General features: G+C 69.8%; 18 protein-coding genes. 9 read left to right on the top strand and 9 right to left on the bottom strand.

Going from position 1 to position 24,892, the window contains the following annotated elements; genetic code table 11:
* Nucleotides 1–14 precede the first annotated feature (14 nt).
* Genes QR64_RS11235 through QR64_RS11215 form a run of 5 tightly spaced genes read left to right on the top strand, consistent with a single transcriptional unit; the run spans nucleotide 15 to nucleotide 7,219 of the window.
* Nucleotides 15–1,304, top strand: a complete 1,290-nt coding sequence (locus QR64_RS11235) for an SWIM zinc finger domain-containing protein (protein WP_039585204.1) — start codon at nucleotides 15–17, stop codon at nucleotides 1,302–1,304.
* A complete protein-coding gene (locus QR64_RS11230; RefSeq protein WP_019289723.1) occupies nucleotides 1,301–2,701 on the top strand; it encodes a DUF5691 domain-containing protein in 1,401 nt (466 codons plus the stop codon). Before QR64_RS11235 ends, QR64_RS11230 begins: the two co-directional genes overlap by 4 nt.
* A 47-nt stretch (nucleotides 2,702–2,748) precedes the next feature.
* A complete protein-coding gene (locus QR64_RS11225; protein WP_039585252.1) occupies nucleotides 2,749–3,867 on the top strand; it encodes an ATP-binding protein in 1,119 nt (372 codons plus the stop codon).
* On the top strand, nucleotides 3,864–6,065 hold the full coding sequence (locus QR64_RS11220; protein ID WP_033097628.1) for a DUF5682 family protein: 2,202 nt from the start codon (nucleotides 3,864–3,866) through the stop codon (nucleotides 6,063–6,065). Before QR64_RS11225 ends, QR64_RS11220 begins: the two co-directional genes overlap by 4 nt.
* Nucleotides 6,062–7,219, top strand: coding sequence for a VWA domain-containing protein (locus tag QR64_RS11215; protein WP_039585203.1), 1,158 nt, complete (start codon nucleotides 6,062–6,064; stop codon nucleotides 7,217–7,219). The genes QR64_RS11220 and QR64_RS11215 overlap by 4 nt, the downstream gene beginning before the upstream one ends.
* Before the next feature lie 36 nt (nucleotides 7,220–7,255).
* On the opposite strand, the gene QR64_RS11210 is transcribed toward QR64_RS11215, so the two are convergent.
* Nucleotides 7,256–8,860, bottom strand: coding sequence for an MFS transporter (locus QR64_RS11210; protein ID WP_411908077.1), 1,605 nt, complete (start codon nucleotides 8,858–8,860; stop codon nucleotides 7,256–7,258).
* A gap of 112 nt (nucleotides 8,861–8,972) precedes the next feature.
* Between QR64_RS11210 and QR64_RS11205 the strand changes: the two genes are divergently transcribed.
* Entirely contained in the window at nucleotides 8,973–9,968 is a 996-nt protein-coding gene (locus QR64_RS11205) for an iron-siderophore ABC transporter substrate-binding protein (RefSeq protein WP_006554100.1), read from the top strand.
* Nucleotides 9,969–10,005: 37 nt separating this feature from the next.
* On the opposite strand, the gene QR64_RS11200 is transcribed toward QR64_RS11205, so the two are convergent.
* From QR64_RS11200 to QR64_RS11170, 7 genes are all read right to left on the bottom strand, one after another.
* Entirely contained in the window at nucleotides 10,006–10,752 is a 747-nt protein-coding gene (locus tag QR64_RS11200) for a succinate dehydrogenase/fumarate reductase iron-sulfur subunit (protein WP_006554101.1), read from the bottom strand.
* A gap of 1 nt (nucleotide 10,753) precedes the next feature.
* The gene (locus tag QR64_RS11195) at nucleotides 10,754–12,670 is read right to left on the bottom strand and encodes a fumarate reductase/succinate dehydrogenase flavoprotein subunit (protein ID WP_039585202.1); all 1,917 of its coding nucleotides are present in this window, start codon (nucleotides 12,668–12,670) and stop codon (nucleotides 10,754–10,756) included.
* A 45-nt stretch (nucleotides 12,671–12,715) separates the two neighbouring features.
* A complete protein-coding gene (locus QR64_RS11190; protein WP_006554103.1) occupies nucleotides 12,716–13,552 on the bottom strand; it encodes a hypothetical protein in 837 nt (278 codons plus the stop codon).
* On the bottom strand, nucleotides 13,549–13,836 hold the full coding sequence (locus QR64_RS11185) for a hypothetical protein (RefSeq protein ID WP_006554104.1): 288 nt from the start codon (nucleotides 13,834–13,836) through the stop codon (nucleotides 13,549–13,551). The genes QR64_RS11190 and QR64_RS11185 overlap by 4 nt, the downstream gene beginning before the upstream one ends.
* Nucleotides 13,837–13,940: 104 nt before the next feature.
* Nucleotides 13,941–14,654 (bottom strand): dethiobiotin synthase, encoded by a 714-nt coding sequence (gene bioD, locus QR64_RS11180; RefSeq protein WP_006554105.1) that lies wholly within the window; start codon nucleotides 14,652–14,654, stop codon nucleotides 13,941–13,943.
* Nucleotides 14,651–15,790: an 8-amino-7-oxononanoate synthase gene (locus QR64_RS11175; protein WP_006554106.1), complete on the bottom strand. Its 1,140-nt coding sequence runs from the start codon at nucleotides 15,788–15,790 to the stop codon at nucleotides 14,651–14,653. Before QR64_RS11175 ends, bioD begins: the two co-directional genes overlap by 4 nt.
* A 307-nt stretch (nucleotides 15,791–16,097) precedes the next feature.
* Nucleotides 16,098–17,387, bottom strand: a complete 1,290-nt coding sequence (locus QR64_RS11170) for an adenosylmethionine--8-amino-7-oxononanoate transaminase (RefSeq protein WP_039585201.1) — start codon at nucleotides 17,385–17,387, stop codon at nucleotides 16,098–16,100.
* A 149-nt stretch (nucleotides 17,388–17,536) separates the two neighbouring features.
* Between QR64_RS11170 and QR64_RS11165 the strand changes: the two genes are divergently transcribed.
* The 3 genes from QR64_RS11165 to treY are packed head-to-tail and all read left to right on the top strand — an operon-like array spanning nucleotide 17,537 to nucleotide 24,383.
* Nucleotides 17,537–19,639 (top strand): acyltransferase family protein, encoded by a 2,103-nt coding sequence (locus QR64_RS11165; protein WP_039585200.1) that lies wholly within the window; start codon nucleotides 17,537–17,539, stop codon nucleotides 19,637–19,639.
* Nucleotides 19,640–19,686: 47 nt separating this feature from the next.
* The gene (glgX, locus tag QR64_RS11160) at nucleotides 19,687–21,993 is read left to right on the top strand and encodes a glycogen debranching protein GlgX (protein ID WP_039585199.1); all 2,307 of its coding nucleotides are present in this window, start codon (nucleotides 19,687–19,689) and stop codon (nucleotides 21,991–21,993) included.
* On the top strand, nucleotides 21,990–24,383 hold the full coding sequence (gene treY / locus QR64_RS11155) for a malto-oligosyltrehalose synthase (RefSeq protein WP_084222320.1): 2,394 nt from the start codon (nucleotides 21,990–21,992) through the stop codon (nucleotides 24,381–24,383). The genes glgX and treY overlap by 4 nt, the downstream gene beginning before the upstream one ends.
* Here treY and QR64_RS11150 read toward each other — a convergent pair.
* Nucleotides 24,380–24,892, bottom strand: a complete 513-nt coding sequence (locus tag QR64_RS11150; RefSeq protein WP_006554110.1) for a DUF2029 domain-containing protein — start codon at nucleotides 24,890–24,892, stop codon at nucleotides 24,380–24,382. The genes treY and QR64_RS11150 overlap by 4 nt on opposite strands.

Here is a 24,892-nt window from a genome sequence, read left to right as displayed (position 1 = left end):
TACCTTCGACGCTCGTGACCGCCCCCTGGACCCTCCAGCAGATCAACGCCGTCGCGCCCGATCCGTCCTCGATGACGGCTGCGCGCGGCGTCGCCGCCGCATGGCTCGAGACCGGTCACGACACCACCGCCCTGTGGGGACTGTGCCGCGGACGCGGCACCACGCCGTACCGCACGGCGATCGACCCGAGCGCTCCCGCCTACACGTGCACGTGCCCGAGCCGGAAGCTGCCCTGCAAGCACGCCCTGTCACTGCTCGTGCGCTGGTCCGAGGGTGCCGTGCCGGCCGCGCAGGCGCCCGACTTCGTGACCGGATGGCTCGCCGCCCGCATCGCGTCCACCACACTTCCCGCACCGGCGGACGAGCCGGTCAAGGCGCCCGACCCTGCGACCGCCCGGCGTCGCGCCGAGCGGGTCGCGGCAGGACTCGACGACCTCGACCGCTGGCTCACCGACCGCATCCGGCACGGCCTCGGGGCGGTGGATCACGGCTACGACATCTACGAGGCGATCGCTGCCCGCATGGTGGATGCCCAGGCTCCCGGCGCGGCGTCGGCACTGCGCGCTCTGGCCGCCGTCGTGAACGACGAAACCGATTGGCCCGCCAGGCTGCTCGAAGAGTATGCGCGCCTGCACCTCATGGCCGTGGCGTACCGGCAGCGCGACGAGCTGCCGAGGCCGCTCCTGCGTGCGCTGCAGACCCATCTCGGTTTCGGCACCCGCAGCGAGGAGGTCCGCGCCGAACCGGCTGTGCGCGACCGCTGGCAGGTCCTCGCCGTGCGCGTCACCGAGGAGAGCCGGATGTTCAACCGCAAGACGTGGCTTCGGGGGAGGTCGAGCGGACGCTGGGCGATCCTGCTCGACTTCGCTCACGGCACAGCGCGTTTCGCCACGCCCCTCCCCTTCCCCGGTTCGCTGGTCGACGCCGATCTGCACTTCTACCCCGGCGCGGCCCCACTGCGAGCCGTACTCGGCCGGCAGCACGGGGAGACGGAGCCGTTCACGACCCTGCCCGCCACCGGACTCGACGCTGCGCTGGACGAGTACGCCCGCATGCGCGGAGCAGATCCGTGGTTGCGCACCTGGCCCGTCCTGCTCGACGCGGTCACTCCCACCGACAGCGAGGACGGCTGGTACGTCGTCGACCCGTCCGGACGGGCACTGCCGCTGGCCGGTGACGACGACAGCCGCTGGCGGCTGCACGCCGTCGCGGGAGGCCGTCCCGTGACGGTCTGCGGCGACTGGGACGGAACCGCTCTCACTCCCGTCTCACTGTTCACCGGAGGACAGGTGATGACCTGGTGACCGCCTTGCCCGAATCGCTGACGGCCGCAGCACTTCTCGGAACGGCACGCTCCGCTCCGGAGTTCGGCGCGCTGCACACGGCCGGTGCCGCGGGCGAACTCGCCGGAGACCCCGCCGCGACACTGCTCGCCGCTGCCGCCCTGGAGGCGACCTTCCTCACCGCCGCGACCGTGCCGGTGATCCGCGAGCTGCCGTCGCCGGCCCCGGACGACGACCGTCCCGTCCTGCCCGGCGCGGCTGCCGAACGCCTGCGCGCGCTGCTCGCCGTCCGCTCCCCGCTACTCGACGAATGGTTCGAGGTGGCGGCCCGGCTCCGCGCGTCGCACGACATCGTGGTCGACCTGCTGATCGTCGCGACCACCGACGCGGTGCACCGCGACCGGCTGATCGCTCTCACCGGCGCCCGCGGGCGCTGGGTGGCCGCGCGCCACCCGGAATGGGCCGATCTGCTGCCACCCGACCCGCTCGACGACACGCCCTGGCACGTCGGTCCGCCCGCCCGGCGACGCCGATGGTTCGAGGTGCTCCGCGCGCACGATCCGGCCGCGGCGACAGCCACGCTCTCGGCGTCATGGGGTGCGCAGACCGCCGCCCAGCGGGCCGAGCTCGTCGCCCTGCTCGCGGTCGGTCTCGGCCCGCACGACGAGGACCTGCTCGAGCGCGCCCTCGACGACCGTAGCCGCAAGGTTCGCGCCGTCGCGCTCGACCTTCTTCCCCGCCTCCCCGACTCCGCGTTCGCGCGACGCATGACCGAACGAGTGCGGCAATGGCTGCTCGTCGACGGCTCGACCGTCACCCTCGCCGTCCCCGAACGGCCGGACGAGAGCGCACTCCGCGACGGTCTCTCCGACGGTCCGGCCCGCGATCTGCTGGTGGCGGCAGTCGCGGCCGCTCCGCTGTCGGTGTGGCGCGAGCACGTCGGAGACGGGGTGCTGCCGGAGTTCGACGTCGACGACGCCCTCCGCACGGCACTGACGGACGCGTGGGGCCGCGCGGCGGTCCGGCAACGCGACAGCGGATGGGCCGCGGCGTTGCTGCGACGCGACGGCACCGGCGACACATCGGTCGCCCGGGTCGTACCTCGCGACATCCTGCTCACGCACCTGCGCGAGGCGTCGCCGCCCGCGGTTCTCGACGACGCGTTGCTCGCCGCGCTCCCGGCGCCGTGGCCGCGCGATGTCGCCGAGAAGGTGCTCACCGCGCTGTACACGAAGCTGACGACCACCCGTCTGGTGCGCGACGTCCTGACGCTGCTCGCCCACCGGGCACCGTTCGAGCTGGCCGATCTGCTGGCCGACGCCGCGAACCGCACCGACGATCTCGGTCGCCTGCACCTGTTCGCGAGCGCAGCCGACACCCTGACCCTCCGCAAGACGATCCACGAGGAGCTGAGTTGACCGACTTCGAGTCGACCCCTGCAGTTGTCGGCACCGACGAGGCCGCGATGCCCGAGACGGGCACGTCCGAGACCGCCGGGTCCGGCACCGACCTGCTGCGCCCACACGCCGAGCAGCAGTACGCGCACGAACTCGCGGCGCTCGCGCGACTCGACGACCGGCTGCGCCCGCCGTCGTGGCAACTGTCCCCGTGGGCGGTGGTGACCTATCTGCTCGGCGGCGAACTGCCCGACGGCACCGTGATCACCCCGAAGTACGTCGGTCCACGCCGGTTGATCGAGGTTGCCGTGGCGACCCTGGCGACCGACCGGGCACTGTTGCTGCTCGGTGTGCCGGGTACCGCGAAGACCTGGGTGTCGGAGCATCTCGCCGCCGCGATCAGCGGTTCGTCGACCCGGCTCGTGCAGGGAACGGCGGGTACGACCGAGGAGTCGGTGCGGTACGGCTGGAACTACGCGCGGTTGCTCGCCGAAGGGCCGAGCGCCGACGCGCTGGTCGCCTCCCCGGTCATGACCGCGATGCGCGACGGCGCCGTGGCACGGATCGAGGAACTCACCCGCATCCCCGCCGACGTGCAGGATGCGCTGATCACCGTCCTGTCGGAGAAGACGCTTCCCGTCCCCGAACTCGGCATCGAGGTGCAGGCGACGAAGGGGTTCAACGTCATCGCCACCGCCAACGATCGCGACCGCGGGGTCAACGACCTGTCGTCCGCGCTGCGTCGACGGTTCAACACCGTCGTGTTGCCGTTGCCGGCGAGCGAGGAGGACGAGGTCGCGATCGTCACCCGCCGCGTCGAACAGCTCGGCACCGCACTCGAACTTCCCACCGTGCCTGCGGCCGCGGAGGAGATCCGCCGCGTCGTCACGGTGTTCCGGGAGTTGCGCAGCGGCGTCACCACCGACGGCCGGACCAAGCTGAAGTCCCCGTCGGGCACGCTGTCCACCGCCGAGGCGATCTCGGTGGTCACGGGCGGCCTGGCGTTGTCGGCGCACTTCGGTGACGGGGTGCTTCGGCCCTCCGACGTTGCGGCCGGAATCCTGGGGTCGGTGGTCAAGGACCCTGTCTCCGATCGGGTGGTCTGGAACGAATATCTCGAGGCCGTCGTCCGAGAACGCGGCGACTGGACCGACTTCTACCGGGCGTGCCGGGAGATCACCGGGTGACCGACGCTCTCTTCGACCGCGCGGATGCGCCCGCGGAGATCCGGGTCTTCGGGATCCGGCACCACGGGCCGGGTTCGGCGCGTGCGGTCCTGCAGGCACTCGCGGAGTTCGAACCCGACACCGTCCTCATCGAGGGTCCGTCGGACGCCGATCCGGTGCTCCCGCTCACCGTGGCCGACGACATGGTGCCGCCGGTGGCATTGCTGGCCTACGCACGCGACGAACCGGCGCGGGCGGCGTTCTGGCCGTTCGCGGCCTTCTCCCCCGAATGGCAGGCCCTGCGCTGGGCGTACCTGCACGATGCCGACGTGCGGTTCTGCGACCTTCCGGCGTCGATGTCGCTCGGCGCGGAGCGCGAGGTCGGCGACCGCGCGACCGACAACCTGCTCGGCATACTCGCCCGCGCCGGCGGATACTCCGACTTCGAGCAGTGGTGGGACGCGGTGGTAGAGCACGGCACCGCACAGGCCTTCGACGAGATCACGGACGCGATGCGCGCGCTGCGCGAGGACGTCGGGATCGACGACCACACCGCGCGACGCGAGGCGCACATGCGGCAGGTGCTGCGCGCGACGGTCAAGGCCGGGGCCCGCGCGATCGCCGTGGTGTGCGGAGCGATGCACGCACCCGCACTGACCGGCCGGCTCGGACCGGCAGCGCCCGACGCGCGCCTGCTCAAGGGCATGCCCAAGGTCAAGACCACCCTCACGTGGGTGCCGTGGAGCCACTCCCGGTTGTCGCTGTCGTCGGGCTACGGCGCCGGCATCACCTCACCCGGCTGGTACCACCACCTGTTCACACAGCCCGCGGACACGACCGCACGCTGGTTCACCCGCGTGGCCCGTGTCCTGCGCGAGGAGGATCTACCCGTCTCGAGCGCCCACATCATCGAGGCGACACGTCTCGCCGACACGCTCGCGGCGTTGCGCGGTCGCGCGGTGGCCGGACTCGACGAGGTCGTCGAGGCGACGCGGTCGGTGCTGTGCGACGGCGACGACGTCCTGCTCGGTCTCGTCTCCCGCCGGCTCGTCGTCGGTGAGGCACTCGGTTCCGTCTCCGAGGACACCCCCACCGTCCCGCTCGACACCGACCTGCAGCGGAATGCGAAGTCGTTGCGTCTCAAGCGGTCCGCCGAAGCCAGGCATCTCGATCTGGACCTGCGCCGGGAGATCGACGTCGCCCGGTCGCGACTGCTGCACCGCCTGGCGCTGCTCGGTATCGACTGGGGTAGACCGGCGGAGAGCGAGGTGCGCTCGACCGGCACCTTCCGCGAGACCTGGACGCTGCGGTGGGAACCGGAGTTGTCGGTGGCGATCGTCGAGGCGTCGCGGTGGGGCACGACGGTGGAATCCGCAGCGGGCGCCACAGTGGCCGACCGTGCCACTCGTTCCGGGATCGCGCTCGCCGACCTCACCGAACTGCTCGAACGGGCGTTGCTCGCCGACCTGCGGACCACGATCCCGTCGCTGGTGACGGCGATCGACGCGGCGGCTGCACTCGATCACGATGTGCTGCACCTGATGAGCGCCCTGCCGACCCTCGTGCGCACCGTCCGTTACGGCGATGTGCGGGGCACCGATCTGTCCTCCCTGGAACATGTCTGCGACGCCCTGCTCGCGCGTGTGTGCGCCGGTCTCCCGGCGGCGGTCACCGGTCTCGACCACGACGCCGCCGATGCACTGCGCACCGCGATCGACGACGTGCATCTCGCTCTCGCGCTGCGTGAGGACCCGACCGCGACCGTCCGATGGCTCGACACACTGACGTCGGTGAGCGAGCGTGACGACATCGACGGTCTGCTCGTCGGCCGCACCACCCGGATGCTGCGCGACACCGGCCGACTCGGCGAGTACGAGGCGTCCGTGCGGGTCGCGCGAGCGTTGTCGGTGGGGTCATCGGCACCCGCGAAGGCGCGCTGGATCGACGGGTTCCTCGGCGGGGGCGGACTCCTGCTCGTCCACGACAGCGCACTGTTCGATCTCGTCGACGAGTGGATCAGCGGTCTCACCGACGACGATTTCGTCGACGTCCTGCCCGTCCTCCGGCGCACCTTCGGGTCGTTCGCCTTCGGTGAGCGACGCCTGCTCGGGCAGACGGTGCGGGGCGAACGCACCCGCCGCACGGAGGCACCGCCCGCCGTGGATCGCGGCCGGATCGCCCTGACCGCCACCGCGTCGATCCTGGGAGTGTCGGCATGACAACCGAATCCGGAGACACCGAACGTTTGCGCCGCTGGCGGCTCGCACTCGGCGAGGCCGCCGAGGACTCGACGGGCTCCCTGTCCTCGGCCGACGACAGCGCCATGGACGCCGCGCTCGCCGCGCTGTACGACACCGCGCCCGGCGACGGCACCGCACCGCGCACCGCAGGTCTCGGCGCGTCCGCGCCCCGGGTGGCGCGCTGGCTCGGCGACATCCGCACCTACTTCCCGACATCCGTCGTCCAGGTGATGCAGCGCGACGCGGTGGATCGGCTCGGGTTGACCCGGCTGCTCCTCGAACCCGAGATGCTCGAAGCCGTCGAACCGGACGTGCATCTCGTGGGCACGTTGCTGAGCCTGAACCGCGTGATGCCGGAGACCACCAAGGCGACGGCACGGACGGTCGTCGAGAAGGTCGTGCGCGAGATCGAGGCTCGCATCGCGCAGCACACCCGTGCCGCCGTCACGGGTGCGCTCGACCGGTCGTCGCGGACGTCGAACCCGAAACTCCGCGACATCGACTGGGATCGCACGATCCGCGCGAACCTGGCCCACTACCTGCCGGAGCATCGCACGGTGGTGCCCGAGAAGCTGGTGGGCTACGGGCGCCGCTCCCAGGCGGTGAAACGCGACGTGGTGCTCGCGGTGGACCAGTCCGGGTCGATGGCGTCGAGCGTGGTGTACGCGTCGGTGTTCGCGGCGGTCCTGGCGTCGATGCGGGCACTGCGCACCTCGTTGGTCGTCTTCGACACCGCGGTGGTGGACCTGACCGATAAGCTCGCCGACCCGGTGGACGTGCTGTTCGGCACCCAGCTCGGCGGCGGCACCGACATCAATCGGGCGATCGCCTACAGCAGGTCGCTGATCACGCGCCCGGCCGATTCGCTGTTCGTGCTCATCTCGGATCTGTACGAGGGCGGCATCCGCGCCGAGATGCTCTCGCGCATCCGGGAGATGCTCGCCGCGGGTGTGCAGGTCGTGGTGTTGCTGGCTCTGTCCGACGACGGGGCGCCGTCCTTCGACCGCGACAACGCGGCGGCACTCGCCGAACTCGGAGTTCCCGCCTTCGCGTGCACGCCCGACCGTTTCCCGGAACTGCTCGCCGTCGCGCTCGAGCGAGGTGACATCGGACGCTGGTCGCAGACCGGATGAGGGCCGACCGATCCCGAACGGCGTGAAGATCGGGGTTCAGTGGGCCGGTTCCCCGGGGAAGTCGACCGCCGCGTCACCGTCCTCCTCGGCGTACCGCTCGAGCAGCGCGATCTCGCCCGTGCGTGAGGGGAACGCGAAGGCCACCAACGCCGCTCCGACCAGCACGATCGCGATCGCGGCCGTGTAGGCGCGGGTGTCGCCGTCGAGGAAGGCCGACCGGGCGGCCTCGACGATCTGCGGCGCGTACTGCGGATAGTGTTCGGCGATCCCGACGGCACCCGCGAACGACTTCTCCAATGCGGTCTCGGTCTGCTCGTCGACGGCCGCGGCCTGCGGACTCGCCGCGATCGTCGCGGCGAGGGAGGCCGAGTACCCGGCCGTGAGCAGGGCACCGAGGATCGACTGGACGATCGCGCCGCCGAGATCACGTTGCAGATCGGCCGTGCCGGAGGCCATTCCGGCGCGGGAGACCGGCACCGACCCCGTGAGCGAATGCGAGGCCGGGGTACCGGCGAGACCGACACCGGCTCCCAGGCACATGTATCCGAGGGCGATCACCCAGTAGTGCGCGTCCTCGTCCCACAGCATCAGTGCGACGACGAGTCCGGCCACGATCGCGACGTAACCCGACAGCAGGGTGAAGCGGGAGCCGCGCGACCCGACCAGTTTCGCCGACTGCGGTGCCACCAGCACCATCACGAAAGCGGCGGGCAGCGCCGCCGATCCGGCCGCGAGCGTGGAGTATCCGAGCACGTTCTGCAGGTACTGCTGGCTGATGTACATCGTGCCCATGAGGGTGCCGAACACGATGATGCCCGCCACGGCCGCGACCCAGAACACGCGACGCCGGGCGACCCGCAGGTCGAACAGGGGGTTCGCCGCTCGCAGCTGGCGCATGACGAAGAGGATCACCGCGACGAGAGCGATCACGAGAGCGGACACCGCGATGGTCTCCATCCCGTCGACGGGCACGAAGTTGATGCCGAGGACGAGCGAGCCGACCAACACGATCGAGACCACACCGCCGAGATGATCGACCGGATCGGTCGATTCGTTGACGTGACTGGGCACGAATATCCAGGTCAGGGCGAAAGCGATCAGCGCGAGCGGAATCGTCACCAGGAAAACCGAACCCCAGAAGAACTGTTCGAGCAGGGTGCCGGCGACGAGCGGGCCGAGCGCGGTCAGGCCACCACCGATCGACGACCACAACGCGATCGCGCGCGTGCGGGCTGCGCCCGACCACAGTGCAGTGATCAGGGCCAAGGTGGTGGGGAACGCCAGACCGGCGGAGAGACCGCCGAGCACCCGCGCCGCGAACAGCACCTCGGTGCTCGGCGCGAACCCGGCGACCGCCGAGGCGGGAACCGACAACGCCATGCCGAGCAGCAGCATCGTCTTGCGTCCGTAACGGTCGCCGACGGCACCGAGGTAGAGCACGGACGCGGCGAGACCGACGGAATAGCCGACTGCGACGAGGTTGAGCTGGGTCTGGCTCGCGTCGAACGCCTTCCCGATGTCGGGCAGTGCCACGTTCGCGACGGCGAGGTTCGAATTCGCCACGGCGGCGACGAGGATCAAGGAGGCCAGCACCGGTTTCGCCCGTGCCGGCCGACCGTCGTCAGGTCGGGTCACGGACACATAGTGCGCGCTCGAGCGGCTGCCCTGCGCGGTTTCCGGCGGGTTTTCACCTTCGGTCACCCCGCCGGGTTAGGATCGCCTCACTTGTTGTTCGACAGACTCGAGGCCCGTCATGACACGCCGATCCGCTGCGTTGCTCCGTTCCGCCGCTCTGTTCACGGCCACCGCGATCGTGCTGACCGCGTGCGGATCGTCCGACACGGAGTCCGACTCCGGTTCGGCACCGGCCGACGGCGCCTTCCCCGTCACGGTCGACACGAAGTTCGGGGAGGTCACCATCGAGTCCGCCCCCGAACGCGTCGCGGCTCTGGGCTGGGGCGACGCCGAAACTGCACTGGCACTCGGCGTTCAGCCGGTGGCGGCGAGTGACTGGCTCGCCTTCGGCGGCGACGGCGTGGGGCCGTGGGCGCAGGGGCTGTACGACTCGCCGCCGGAGCTCATCGGCACGATCGAGCCGTCCTTCGAGATGCTCGCGGCGCAGGAGCCCGATCTGATCCTCGACACCAAGAGTTCCGGTGAGCCGGCCCGCTACGAGACGCTGTCGGGGATCGCCCCGACCGTCGGCGGCCCGGAAGGCAGCGACGCCTACCTCACGTCGCTCGACGACCAGGTGGCCACCGTGGCAGCGGCGCTCGGTGTCCCGGACAAGGGTGCCGAACTGCTGTCGCAGATCGACGCGGATTTCGCGCAGGCCGCCGCCGACAATCCCGAGTTCGCGGGCAAGACCGTCACCGTCGCCTCCTACACGTCGGAGGGGTGGGGCGCCTACGTCGTCGGCGACTCGCGCGTCGACTTCATGACCGAGCTCGGCTTCGTGAACAATCCGCAGGTGCAGGCCGCGGCGACGGACGATTTCTTCATCACCGTCTCCGACGAGAACCTGGGCATGCTCGACTCCGACCTGCTGATCGTGCTGCCGATCTACGTGCCGGCCGCCGAGGTGACCGACAATCCGGTCTTCCAGCAGATCCCGGCGGTGCGCGACGGCCGGTTCCTCGTGCTCGACAGCGATTCCGACATCTCCGCGGCGTTCTCGACGAACTCGGTGCTGTCGGTGCCGTTCGCGCTCGACGAGCTGGTTCCGCTGGTCGCCGAACGCGTGAACTGAGCCGGTCCCTGCGTCCGGCCCGGTCCCTGCTCCCTGCTCAGCGCCGGAACAGCTTGTTGCCGAGCCACACGATCGGGTCGTAGCGGCGGCCGGCGACGCGTTCCTTCATCGGGATCAGCGCGTTGTCGGTGATGTGGATGTTCTCCGGGCACACCTCGGTGCAGCACTTGGTGATGTTGCACATACCCAGGCCGTGCTCGTCCTGCGCGACGTCGCGCCGGTCGGCGACGTCGAGCGGGTGCATCTCGAGTTCCGCGATGCGCATGAGATAGCGGGGACCGGCGAAGACCTCCTTGTTCTCCTCGTGGTCGCGCACCACATGGCAGACGTTCTGGCACAGATAGCATTCGATGCACTTGCGGAACTCCTGGGAGCGCTGCACGTCGACCTGCTGCATCCGGTACTCCCCCGGCGCCAGATCAGGAGGCGGCGCGAAAGCCGGTATCTCGCGTGCCTTGCGGTAGTTGAACGAGACATCGGTGACGAGATCTCGGATGATCGGGAAGGTGCGCATCGGGGTCACGGTGATCGTCGCGTCGGGATCGAACAGCGACATGCGGGTCATGCACGTCAGGCGCGGGCGACCGTCGACTTCCGCCGAACACGATCCGCACTTGCCCGCCTTGCAGTTCCAGCGCACGGCGAGATCCGGTGCCTGGGTGGCCTGCAGACGGTGCAGGATGTCGAGGACGACCTCCCCTTCGTTGACCTCGACGGTGTAGTCCCGCAGTTCCCCGCCGTCGGCGTCGCCCCGCCAGATCCTGAACGCCGCCTGGTATCCCATCTCAACCCCTCCCTCCGGGATGATCCGCGAGTTCCTCGTCGGTGTAGTACTTCCCGAGTTCGTCGATGTCGAACAGCTCCAGCAGGTCGGGACGCATCGGTTGCTGCCGTTCGGCGGTGACCGTCACGTCGGGGACGAACGGGTGGCCGCCGTCCAGGCGACAGGCGAGCAGAGTGCGACGCCATTCGGAGTCCATCGACGGGTGGTCGTCGCGGGTATGTCCCCCGCGGCTCTCGGTGCGCTGCAACGCGGCCCGCGCGACGCACTCGCATACGAGGAGCATGTTCCGCAGGTCCAGGGCGAGATGCCAGCCCGGGTTGAACTGGCGGTGGCCCTCCACCGCGACGTTGCGGATCCGTGTGCGCAGGGTGTCGAGTTCGCGCAGGGCACGTTCGATCTCGTCCGCGCGCCGGATGATGCCCACGAGATCCTGCATGACCTGCTGCAGGTCGGTGTGCAGGGTGTACGGGTTCTCGGCGCGATCGGTGTCGGCCGGATCGAAGGGCGAGAGCGCCGCACGGGCGGCGGCGTCGATGTCGGCGTCGCCGACGATCGGCCGCGAGGTGAGGCTCTGCACGTAGTCTGCGGCGCCGAGACCTGCCCGGCGACCGAAGACCAGCAGATCGGACAGCGAATTCCCGCCCAGCCGGTTCGATCCGTGCATGCCACCGGAACATTCCCCGGCGGCGAACAGCCCCGGGACTGCCGCAGCGGCGGTGTCGGGGTCGACCTCGATGCCGCCCATCACGTAGTGGCAGGTCGGGCCGACCTCCATGGCTTCGGCGGTGATGTCGACGTCGGCGAGTTCCTTGAACTGGTGATGCATCGACGGCAGGCGGCGCATGATCTCGTCGGCCGGCATCCGCGAGGCGATGTCGAGGAAGACTCCGCCGTGCGGAGTCCCCCGGCCGTCCTTGACCTCGGAGTTGATGGCGCGGGCGACCTCGTCGCGCGGGAGCAGGTCGGGCGTGCGGCGATTGTTCTCCTGGTCCTCGTACCAGCGGTCGGCCTCCTCCTCTGTCTCCGCGTACTGGCCTTTGAACACCGGCGGGATATAGGAGAACATGAACCGCTCCCCCTCGGAGTTCTTCAGCACTCCGCCGTCGCCTCGCACACCCTCGGTGACGAGGATGCCCTTCACGCTCGGCGGCCAGATCATCCCTGTCGGGTGGAACTGGACGAACTCCATGTTGATCAGGGTGGCGCCGGCACGCAGGGCGAGGGCGTGACCGTCGCCCGTGTACTCCCACGAGTTCGACGTGACCTTCCACGACTTGCCGATACCACCGGTGGCGATGACGACCGCGGGCGCCTCGAACAACACGAAACGCCCGGTCTCGCGCCAGTATCCGAACGCACCGGCGATGCGTCCCTCGTCGTCCTTCAGCAGTTCGGTGATGGTGCATTCGGCGAAGACCCGCACCCGGGCCTCGTAGTCGCCGTGCTCGGCGTGGTCCTCCTGCTGCAGCGACACGATCTTCTGCTGCATCGTGCGGATGAGTTCGAGTCCGGTGCGGTCGCCGACGTGGGCGAGTCGCGGATAGGTGTGGCCGCCGAAGTTGCGCTGGCTGATCCGTCCGTCGGGGGTGCGGTCGAACAGCGCTCCGTAGGTCTCCAGCTCCCACACGCGGTCGGGGGCCTCGCGGGCGTGCAGTTCGGCCATCCGCCAGTTGTTGAGGAACTTGCCGCCGCGCATCGTGTCCTGGAAGTGCACCTGCCAGGAGTCGCGGGGGTTGGCATTGCCCATCGCGGCGGCACATCCGCCCTCGGCCATCACGGTGTGGGCCTTGCCGAACAGCGACTTGCACACCACGGCGACGGAGAAGCCGCGTTGCCGCGCCTCGATCACCGCGCGTAGCCCGGCGCCGCCTGCTCCGATCACGACGACGTCGACCTTGTGCCGTTCGACATCCACCATCCGTGTTCCCCCTCCTCCGGTGCGGCCGGTGTCGTGCCGTGCGCGTCAGCCGATGAACCGCAGATCGGCGATGGTGTCGCTCGCCACGAGCATGATGTAGAAGTCCGTGAGGATCAGGGTTCCCAGCGTGATCCACGCGAACTGCATGTGCCTGGTGTTGAGTTTCGAGACGAACGTCCAGATCCGGTAGCGCACGGGGTGTTTCGAGAAGTGCCGCAGCCTGCCTCCGGTGACGTGCCGGCAAGAGTGGCATGACAACGTGTAGCCCCAGAGCAGCACGACGTTGATCAGCAGGATCAGGTTGCCGAGTCCGATGCCGAACCCGCTCGGACCGCGGAAGGACAGGACGACGTCGTAGGTGTTGATCAGCGACACCACGAAGCCGGCGTAGAAGAAGTAGCGGTGCGAGTTCTGCAGGATCAGCGGGAACCGCGTCTCCCCGGTGTAGTGCCGGTGCGGTTCGGCGACCGCACACGCGGGCGGCGACAACCAGAACGATCGGTAGTAGGCCTTGCGGTAGTAGTAGCAGGTCAGCCGGAAGCCGAGGAGGAACGGCAACGACAGGAAGGCGAGCGGGATCCACATCGGGAGTTCGCCGACCCACGTGCCGAAATGGCGGGCGCCGTCCACGCAGGACGCGCTCACGCACGGCGAATAGAACGGCGTGAGGTAGTGGTAGTCCTCGACGTAGTAGGCGCTGCGCACGAACGAACGGATCGTCGCGTACACCACGAACACACCGAGACCGAGGACGGTGAGTGCGGGTGTCTGCCACCAGCGGTCGGTCCGCAGCGTCCGCGCGGTGATCCGTGCGCGGCCCTCGGATCGGACGCCGGTGGCCGGCTCACCGCGCGCCGCCGGCGTCGCCTCGGAGGTGCTCACCGCGAGCCGTGCAGCCCGCCGAGACCTTCGTCGTCCGTATCCGTTCCGCGGAACAACGAGTCGTCGTACGGCGTATCGGGAATCGGGATGCGTTGACCGAGGCCGTTGACGACCTCGCGCGGAGGATGTTCGGCGAAGTCGCGTATGTCGATGTCGAGACGTTCGACGTCGTTCGACAGCCTCTTCACCGGGGCTGCGTCCCCGTAGCGCGATCGTAGGGATCCGAGGCATTGGCGCAGGTGGGCGGCGGTGCGCTGAAGTTCCTGCAATTCGCTGATGGACATCCGTACCTCCGGGCCGAGCGGTCGACATGTCCCTTCCGTAGCGGGTATCGGCATGTCGCGCCGGCCGACACGATGGGAACAGGCCAGTTGCAATGTGGCATCCATCACAGTACAGCGGAAGATCCGCCCGCACGCCGTTTCGTCGGGAGCGGCAGATCCGACCACCGAGAGGCACGGGTGGCGAAGACGCGGGCGTCGAGAGCGCCGCTGCCGGCCGGGATCCTGCCCACGATGGGGACGCCGGTGACGTCGGGGAGGTCGTCGAGGTTGCACTGCTCCGCCAGATCCGGTGCAGCAGGCCAGGATCCGACGATGACCCCCGGACATTCGATCCCCGCCGAGCGGAGCGCGGCCACGGTGAGCGCGGTGTGGTTGAGCGTGCCCAGTCCCGCGGCGGCGACGATCACCGCCGGCGCTCCGAGCGCGGCCGCGACGTCGGCGAGGGTGAAACCGCCCGCGCCGAGCCGGACGAGCAGACCTCCCGCCCCCTCGACCAGGGTGAGGTCGTACTCGGTGTCGAGAATCCGGACGGTGTCGACGATCTCCTCGAGGGTGAGCATCGGGCGTCCGCTGCGCCGCGCGGCGGTATCCGGTGCGAGCGGATCGGGATACCGCGCGAGTTCGACGAGCCGGACACGGTCCCCGGCCAGTCGCCGGATCTCCTGCAGGTCGCCCGGCCCGTCGTCCGTCACGCCCGTCTGGGCGGGTTTGCACACCGCGACCCGCAGTCCCGCGGCCACGGCGTTCGCGGCGAGTGCCGCGGTCGCGACGGTCTTGCCCACATCGGTCGACGTGCCGGTGACGACGAGGATGCTCACGCCCGGGCTCCCGCGAGGACGTCGGTGAGCACCTCGTCGACGAGGGCGCGTTCGTCGTCGGTGAGGTTCGCGCGTGCCGTCAGGCGCAGCCGCGAGGTACCGGCCGGAACCGAGGGCGGCCGGAAGCAGCCGACGTGCACGCCGCGGTCGCGACACCGCGCCGCGGCGTCGGCGGCGACGCGCGGGTCGCCGAGGATCACCGACACCACGGCGGACGGCGGCGCCTCGACGCCCGTGAGACGAGCCAAGCACCCGGCCTGCTCGAGCACGGCAGCGGCACGTGCGGGTTCGGCGCGCAGCACCTTCAGCGCACCCCGGGCGGCACCGACGGCGGCCGGGGCGAGTCCGGTGTCGAAGATGAAGGTGCGCGCGGTGTCCACGAGATGTTCCCGCACACGCCCGTCGGCGAGGACGGCTCCGCCCTGGGAGGCAAGGGATTTCGACAGCGTCGCGGTGACGACCACATCGGGCTCGCCGGCGAGGCCCACTTCGTGGACGAGTCCGCGGCCCCCCGCGCCGCGGACTCCTACCCCGTGGGCCTCGTCGACGAGGAGCAACGCGCCGTGCGCTCGGCAGACGCGATGCAGTTCCCGCAGCGGCGCGAGGTCGCCGTCGGTGCTGAACACCGAGTCGGTCAGGACGAGCGCGCGGGCCTCGGTGCGGGTCGCGAGGGCGTGCGCGACCGCGTCGACGTCGTTGTGCGGGGTGACGACGATCCTCGAGCGGGACAGCCGGCACGCATCGACGAGCGAGGCGTGACCACCGGCGTCGGAGACGATCAGTGCGTCCTTGCCACCGAGGGCGGCTACGGCACCGAGGTTCGCGGCGTATCCGCTCGAGAACACCAGGCCGCTGTCGGCCCCGACGAAGTCGGCGAGTTCGCGTTCGAGGAGTTCGTGTTCGGCGGTGGTGCCGGTGACCAGCCGCGATCCGGTGGCGCCGGCTCCCCATCGCCGCAGGGCAGCGGTCGCTCCCGCGAGGACCTCGGGATGGCGGGTCAGGCCGAGATAGTCGTTGGAGGCGAGGTCGACGACGGTCGTGCCGGGGGTTCGGACGACGGGGTCGCGGTGCAGGCCCGCTGCGCGTCGCGCCGCTGCGGTGTCGTCGAGCCACGCCAGGGCGGGATGTGCGGTCATGAGCGGTGACCATACTTGAACACCGTTCAAGTCGTCACGTCGGTCGGCTCGGGTCGTAGGCTCGGACGGTTCGGCAGACCCCGACGAACGGCATGGGAGGTGGTCGTCCACATCAAATCCCGGGACGGAACGACGATCGGATTCCGCAAGCTCGGGCAGGGTCCGGGTCTCGTCGTCGTGCACAGCAGCATCGCGACCGGGGACGAATGGTCGCGTATGGCATCCGCCCTGGCGGACCGCTTCACCGTCCATCTCGTGGACCGGCGCGATCGCGGGGTTCCTCACCGCCGTCCGCTGACCCCTTCGGTCACCGAGCATTCGCGCCGACGGCGGCGATCATCCCCGAGGTGATCGCCGCGAGATCGTCGGCCGAGCAGATGTAGGGCGGCATCGTGTAGACGAGATTGCGGAACGGCCGCAGCCACACCCCGGCCGCCACGGCGGCGTCGGTCGTCGCGCGCATGTCCACCGGATCGGTGAGTTCGATCACGCCGATGCCTCCGAGGACGCGGACGTCCGCGACCCCCGGCAACTCGCGTGCCGGCGCGAGTCCCTCCGTCAGTCCCGCGTTCACCGCCGCCACCTCGGCCCGCCAGTCGCGGGAGAGCAGCAGTTCGACCGCCGCGACGGCGACGGCGCACGCGAGCGGGTTGCCCATGAAGGTCGGGCCGTGCATCACACCGCCACCCTCCCCCGCGCTGATCGCTTCGGCGACGGCCCGCGTGCACAATGTCGCCGCGAGGGTCATGTATCCGCCGGTGAGTGCCTTACCCACGCACATCACGTCCGGGCTCACTTGCGCGTGGTCGGCGGCGAAGAGTTCGCCTGTGCGCCCGAAACCGGTCGCGATCTCGTCGAAGATCAGTACCAGTCCGTGCTCGTCGCACATCCTGCGCAGCTCGCGCAGATACCGCGGGTCGTGGAAGCGCATGCCGCCGGCGCCCTGGACGACCGGCTCGACCACGATCGCGGCGAGCTCGTCGACGTGCTCGAGCAGGATCGCCTCGAAGTGCGCGACGTAGTCGGGATCGAAACGGGCCGGTGGGGCGGGGGCGAAGACCTGCCGCGCGAGCATGTCGGTCCACAGTGCGTGCATGCCGCCCTCCGGATCGCACACGCTCATCGGGGCGAAGGTGTCGCCGTGGTAGCCGCCGCGCCAGGTGAGCAGGCGACGCCGTCCCGGTCTACCGACGGCACGCTGGTACTGCACCGCCATCTTCACGGCCACCTCCACCGACACCGAACCCGAGTCGGCGAGGAAGACCGTGTCGAGACCGTCGGGGGTGATGTCGACGAGCAGTTCCGCGAGACGCGCGGCCGGCTCGTGCGTGAGGCCTCCGAACATCACGTGGCTCATCCGGTCCAACTGATCGCGGACCGCCGCGTCGAGGACGGGATGCCCGTATCCGTGCACCGCGGCCCACCACGAACTCATGCCGTCGACCAGCTCACGACCGTCGGCGAGGACGATCCGGGTACCGTGGGCACGGTCGACCACCAACGATTCGGTGGTCGCCGGAAACGCGCCGTAGGGGTGCCAGAGGTGCCGAGCGTCGAGGGTGCGGATCCGCTCGACCGGGAGAGGAGAATTGCCCACGCCCAGACTGTAGGCGGTTGGAAGTCGCCGCCCGCAGCCGCGTAGTCTGCCCGAGTTGCCGTGAACGACGCTCACGGCAATCGGCCGGTGCGCTCGTCGCCCGGTTCGCAGCACAGCCGCACACGTTAGACACCGGGGGTATCCGTCACATGTCCGTCCACACCTCGGGACCGGAACTCGAGAGTGGTGCGCGGACGACAGGCACGCGCCCCGCGCGCCGTGCCGACATCGACGGACTGCGCGGTCTCGCGATCGCGCTCGTGGTGATCTTCCACGTCTGGTTCGGTCGCGTCTCCGGTGGTGTCGACGTCTTCCTGGCGCTCTCCGGCTTCTTCTTCGTGGGCACGCTCCTGAGGACGGCCGACTCCTCGGCCCCGCTCGATCCGCGTCCCGTCCTGCGGCGGATCGGCCGTCGTCTGCTGCCTCCGCTCGTCGTCGTGCTCACCGCCGTCGCGGCCGCCACGGTGGTGCTGCGGCCGTTCACGCGGTGGCTCGACGTGGCCGACCAGACCGGGGCGTCACTGCTCTTCTTCCAGAACTGGTACCTCGCCCGCACGGCGAGCGACTATCTGGCCGCGGATCCGATGGTCAGCCCGCTCCAGCACCTGTGGTCGATCGCCGTGCAGGGCCAGTTCTACATCGCAGCGCTCGTGGTGGTGTTCGGCTCCGCGTGGCTGCTGCGCCGGATGTCGGTGCCGGTCCGCCTGCCCCTGACGGTGCTGCTGGCCGTCCTCACCGCGGCGTCGCTGGCGTACGCGGTGCTCGCCGACCGGCCACAGTCGTGGCTGTACTACGACAGTGCCGCCCGTGCCTGGGAGCTGACCCTCGGCGGACTGCTGATGTGCCTGTCGCCGTGGTTGCGGGTTCCGCGCGCGCTGCGGATCGTGCTCGGTGCGCTCGGACTCGCGGTGCTGCTCGCGTGCGGCTTCGTCCTCGACGGCAACGCCCTCTTCCCCGGGCCGTGGGCACTCGTCCCCGTCGGGGCGGCGATGGCGCTCGTCGTCGCGGGCATCCGCTCCGGCTCCGGCCCTGGTTCGGACTCCGGCGCCGAGCACGACACGCCGTCGGCGCGACTGCTGGCATCCGCGCCCATGGTGCGCCTCGGGGCGATCGCCTACGCGCTGTACCTCTGGCACTGGCCGATCCTCATCGGTTACCTGATCGTGCGCGGGCACCCGTCCGTCGGCCTGGTGGGCGGACTCGTCGTGATCGCCCTGTCGCTGCTGCTCGCCGAGGCGTCGACCCGGTGGTTCGAGGACCCCATCCGCCGCGTCGAACCCCCTCGGCCGTCCCGCACCGCGCTCGTGGGTCTCGTGACGGTCCTGGCCGTCGCTCTCGTCGGGGCCGCGAACCTCTGGCACACCCACGTCGACCGTTCGACGGAGACCCTCGAAGGCGTCACTGCCCTACCGACGGAGCTGTATCCCGGCGCTGCGGTGTTCGATCCCGCAGTCTCCACCGAGCCGCAACCGGTGCAACCGCCGCTGCTCGTCGCCCATCGCGACCTGCCTCCCGCGACGCTCGACAACTGCATCGCCCAGCACACCAATCGCACACCGTTGACCTGTACCTACGGCGACCCGCTCGCGACGCGACGCATGGTGATCGTCGGGGGGTCGCACTCGGAGCACTGGCTCGCTGCGCTCGACGCGCTCGGCATCGAACACGGTTTCCGCCTCGACACCTATCTCAAGGTCGGGTGCCCGCTCTCCGATCCCCTCGCCCCGCTCGTCGAGGAGTCCCCGACGGTCGAGTGCGACACATGGTCGACCGCCGTGCTCGCCGAACTGCGCGCGGATCCGCCCGACTACGTGTTCACCACGTCGACGCGCACCAAGGCCCAGGGCGAAGGGCCGGGCGACTTCGTTCCGTTCTGGTACGTCGATCTGTGGGAGACGCTCGCCGACTACGGCATCCCGGTGGTGGCGATCCGCGACAACCCGTGGCTGTTCCGCGGCGATCTCGCCTATCGGGCCGCCGACTGCCTTGCGGGAGGCGGCACCGCGGAGACGTGCGGGGTGCCGCGCGAGGAGGCGCTGGACCCGATCGACCCGGCCGTCGCCGCATCCGCGCACCTGCCCACCGTGTCGCTGCTCGACCTGTCCGACAAGTTCTGCCGGCAGGATCTGTGCCGGGCGGTGGAGGGAAACATCCTCATCTATCGTGACGAGAACCACCTCACCACGACCTACGTCCGGACGCTGACGCCCGAGCTCGGCCGACAACTCGGTCCCGCCACCGGCTGGTGGTGACGCGCTCACCCGGTGCCGGGACCGCCGGAAGACTACTGTTGGCGGGCATGGAGACCACCGAAGCGAGCGCCAGCGACGAGATGCCCGAGCGCCTGGAAGTGTGGCCGGGATCCCCTTATCCCCTCGGCGCGACCTACGACGGGGCGGGCACGAACTTTGCACTGTTCTCCGAGATCGCCGAGAAGGTCGAGCTGTGCCTGATCTCCCGTGACGGGACCGAGACCCGCATCCCGCTCGAGGAGGTGGACGGTTACGTCTGGCACGCCTACCTTCCGACGGTCTCCCCCGGCCAGCGTTACGGCTACCGCGTGCACGGTCCGTTCGATCCGGAGAACGGTCACCGGTGCGATCCGAGCAAGCTGCTCCTCGACCCGTACGGGAAGGCGTTCGACGGGTCGTTCGACGGCGACCCGTCGCTGTTCTCGTACCCGCTGCCCGGTGCCGAGCCCGTGGCCGACAGCGCCTCGGACGAGAGCACGGACGACACCGAGGACACCGACACCGAGGACACCGAGGACACCGACACCGGCGACGCCGTGTCCACCGACGACGCCGAGCCCGAGGCGATCGCGACGGGGCAGACCTCCGACGCCGCCGCAGAGCTTCCCCGCCTGGATTCGCTGGGCCACACCATGACGACCGTGGTGATCAACCCGTTCTTCGATTGGGCGACGGATCGTCATCCCCGCCGCCCCTACAACGAGACGGTCATCTACGAGGCCCACGTCAAAGGCATGACGGCCACGCATCCGGACGTCCCCGAACACATGCGGGGCACCTACGCCGGTCTCGCGCACCCGGCGATCATCGACCATCTCCTCGATCTCGGCGTCACCGCGATCGAACTGATGCCCGTGCACCAGTTCATGCACGACCAGGTGCTGCTCGACCAGGGGCTGCGGAACTACTGGGGGTACAACACCTTCGGGTTCTTCGCGCCGCACGCCGAGTACTCGTCGTCGACCAAGCCGAGCGCCGTGGTCGCCGAGTTCAAGGCGATGGTGCGGGCCTTCCACGAGGCGGGCATCGAGGTGATCCTCGACGTGGTCTACAACCACACCGCCGAGGGGAACCATCTCGGTCCCACCATCTGCTTCCGCGGCATCGACAACGCCGCCTACTACCGCCTCGTCGACGACGACAAGGCCTACTACATGGACTACACGGGAACGGGCAACAGCCTCAACGCCCGTCACCCGCACACCCTGCAGCTGATCATGGACTCGCTGCGCTACTGGGTGACCGAGATGCACGTCGACGGCTTCCGGTTCGATCTCGCGTCGACCCTGGCGCGCGAGCTGCACGACGTCGACCGGCTGTCGGCCTTCTTCGATCTCGTCCAGCAGGATCCGGTGGTCTCGCAGGTCAAGCTCATCGCCGAGCCGTGGGATATCGGTGAGGGCGGTTACCAGGTGGGCAACTTCCCCGGTCAGTGGACGGAGTGGAACGGCAAGTACCGCGACACGGTCCGCGACTACTGGCGCGGCGAACCGGCCACCCTCGGCGAGTTCGCGTCGCGCCTGACCGGCTCGTCGGATCTGTACGAGGACACCGGCCGCCGTCCCGGCGCGTCGGTCAACTTCGTCACCGCCCACGACGGGTTCACCCTCGCGGATCTGGTGTCGTACAACGAGAAACACAATGATGCCAACGGCGAGGACAATCGCGACGGTGAGTCGCACAACCGGTCGTGGAACTGCGGTGTGGAAGGCCCCACGGACGATCCCGAGGTCCTTGCGCTGCGCGGGCGCCAGCAGCGCAACATGCTCGCGACGCTGATCCTGTCGCAGGGCACGCCGATGCTCGCCCACGGCGACGAGTTCGGTCGCACCCAGCAGGGCAACAACAACGTGTACTGCCAGGACAACGAACTCTCGTGGGTGGACTGGTCGCTCGCCGAGTCCAACGCCGACCTGGTCGCGTTCACCCGCAACGTGATCGCGCTGCGCACCGACCACCCTGTCTTCCGGCGTCGCAGGTTCTTCGAGGGCCGGCCCATCCGCAGCGGTGATCAGTCCCGCGACATCGCGTGGCGCACACCGGCCGGCGACGAGATGATGCCCGAGGACTGGGACAGCGGTTTCGGCAAGTCGCTCGCGGTCTTCCTCAACGGCGAGGGCATCCCCGAACCCGATCAGCGGGGGCAGCGCGTCGTCGACGACTCGTTCCTGATGTGCTTCAACGCCCATCACGAACCGATCGAGTTCGTCACCCCCGACGGCCCGCACGCCGAGGAATGGACGGTCGCGCTCGACACCGACGTTCCCGACGGTCTGCGCGAGGAGACGGTCGTCGCCGGTAAGCCGGTCCGGGTGCAGGCACGCTCGGTTCTGGTGCTCCGGAAGACCCGGTGACCACCGGCGGTACGGAGTCGGCAGGTGTGAACGGCGCCGGCGCGGGGAATACTGCGCCGGTGTTGTCCACCTACCGACTCCAGATGCGCGGCGACGAGTGCACCTTCGCCGACGCCGTCGCCCTGCTCGACTACCTCGACGCCCTGGGTGTCTCGCACGTCTACCTCTCCCCCGTCCTCAGCGCGACGATCGGGTCCACCCACGGATACGACGTGGTCGATCCCGGCACGGTCTCCGAGTCGCTCGGGGGACGCGAGGGCCTGGAACGGTTGTCGCGGGAGGCACGCGCACGGGGCATGCGGCTGGTCGTCGACATCGTCCCCAACCATGTCGGGGTGGCCGACCCACGTCAGAACGCGTGGTGGTGGGACGTCCTGAAGCACGGCTCCGGATCGCGCTACGCGTCGTTCTTCGATCTCGACCTCGCTGGTGACAACGGTGTGGACGGTCGGATCGCTCTGCCGGTGCTCGGATCGGACGACGCGGTGCAGGAGCTGACCGTCGACCGCTCCGGCGACGAGCCGATGCTCGCCTACTACGACAAGCGATTCCCGATCGCTCCCGGGACCGACGAGGGCACCGGTGAGGAGGTCCACGCGCGGCAGGCCTACCGGCTCGTGGCGTGGAACTCGGGGTTGATCGGATACCGCCGCTTCTTCACCGTCGACGATCTCGCCGCGGTGCGGGTGGAGGATCCCGCGGTGTTCGACGCGACGCACGAGCAGGTCGCGTCGTGGATCGCCGACGATCTGGTCGACGGGATCCGCGTCGACCATCCGGACGGTCTCGCCGATCCGTCCGGTTATCTCGCGCGCTTACGCGAGGTGATCGGCCCCGAGCGGTGGCTCGTGATCGAGAAGATCCTCGGCGATGCCGAACCGCTGGATGCGACGCTGCCGGTGGACGGCACCACCGGCTACGACGCACTCGGCGAACTGTCGACGGTGTTCGTCGATCCGTCCGGCGAGTCGGAGTTGAACGCCCTGTCGCGCAGGTTCACCGGCGCCGAAGGCGACGCGCCGTGGCTGCACGCCCGCGAACACGACCTCAAACGATCGGTGCTAGGCAGCGGGCTCGCGCCGGAGGTGCGCCGCCTCGTGCGGGCGATCCGACGCGAGACCGGCGACACCGGCTGCGACGACGCGTCCCTGCGCGAGGCCGTGATGGCAGTCGCCGCACAGCTTCCCGTCTACCGCGCCGACTACGCGCCGCTCGCGACCCTGGTGCCGCGCATCGTCGGCGACCTCGCGCGGACGCAACCCGTGCTCGATCCTGCGCTCGCGGTGTTCGCCCGGGCGATGGCCCTCGGCGGTGAGGCCGCGTCCCGCTTCGGCCAGGTGTGCGGTGCCGCGACGGCCAAGGCGGTCGAGGACTGCCTGTTCTATCGGGCGGCGCGGCTGATCTCGCTGCAGGAGGTGGGCGGGCAACCCGGCCGTTTCTCGGCCACCCCGGCCGAGTTCCACCTCGCGTGGACCCAGCGGGCACGGCACTGGCCGCGGGCGATGACCACCCTGTCGACCCACGACACCAAACGCAGCGAGGACGTCCGGGCGCGGATCGGTGTGCTCTCGCAGGTCGCCGACGTGTGGTCCCGTCGGCTCGGGCAGTGGAACGAGTCGGCGCCCGCACCGGATCCGGCGATCGGACTGTTCCTGTGGCAGACCCTGTTCGGAGTCTGGCCGCTCGACGGAGTGGTGACCGACGAGCTGCGCGAACGGGTACATGCGTACGCGCAGAAGGCGCTGCGCGAGAACGGAACCCGCACCACGTGGACCGAGGTCGACGAGGAATTCGAGACCGCGGTGGGCAACTGGCTGGACGCGGTGATCGACGGACCGGTCGCGGGTGAGCTCACCGCTTTCGTGACCGAGGTCGAACCGCACGTCGCGGCCGTCTCGTGCGGCCAGAAACTGTTGCAACTGCTCGGCCCCGGCGTCCCCGACGTCTATCAGGGCACCGAACTGTGGGACGACTCGCTCGTCGATCCGGACAACCGGCGGCCGGTGGAGTTCGACGTCCGACGGCGGCTGCTCGACGCCCCTGATTCGGCGCCGGCGAAGTTCACGATCGTGCGCACCGCGCTCCGGTTGCGCCGCGAACGACCCGCGAGCTTCGTCGGCGGGGCGTACGTTCCGGTCCTCGCCACCGGCCCGGCCGCCGAGCACCTGCTCGCGTTCGGCCGCGGTCCGGCGCCAGACGACCTCGATGTCCTCGCGGTGGCCTCCCGCCGCACCGTGGCGCTGTCGCGTTCGGGGTGGAAGGACACGACCGTCGACCTGCCGGACGGCGACTGGTCGGATGCCCTGACCGGACGCTCCTTCACCGGTCGGGTGCGGGTCGCCGATCTGCTCGACTCCCAGCCGGTCGCAGCACTCGTCCGCGCGCGTTAGTCCTCGAGCGCGTCGAGCGCTTCCTCCGCGTCGAGCCGGCGCTGGGTGCGTCGCCGACTCCAGGCGAGAACCAGTCCTGCGAGGACGATGACGACCGCCGCGCCGACGACCCGCCCCGCCCAGGTCGCGGCGTCGTTCTCGAAAGGATGGCTCTCGTAACGCAGGCGGAGGAAGATGCCGGCGACGCCGACGAGATAGAGCGCGGCGGCGGCGGCACTGCGGGGTCGCCACAGTTTCGCGGTGGCGTACAGGTCGACGTCGCGTTGCCGCGCGTACAACTGGGTCACGATCGACACGACGAACCAGGCCACGAGGATGCCCAGTGCCGTCCACGCCCCGGGCCGGCCGGCGAGCCACGGGAGCAGCGCCGCCGCCACCAGCGCGATCCACAGGGACAACTGGAATCCCACCGCCGATGCTTCGTTCCAGACGTCTCGCTGACGTTCGTCGCGGTAGAATTCGTCGTCCAGATCGCCGATGAAGCGCGCGGTTTTCACGAAGACCGTCAT

The sequence above is a fragment of the Rhodococcus sp. Chr-9 genome, from assembly GCF_000801125.1.
Classification (GTDB): domain Bacteria; phylum Actinomycetota; class Actinomycetes; order Mycobacteriales; family Mycobacteriaceae; genus Rhodococcus; species Rhodococcus pyridinivorans.
The sequence above is the reverse complement of the archived record's forward strand: the minus strand, read 5'-3'. Positions and strand labels throughout refer to the sequence as shown.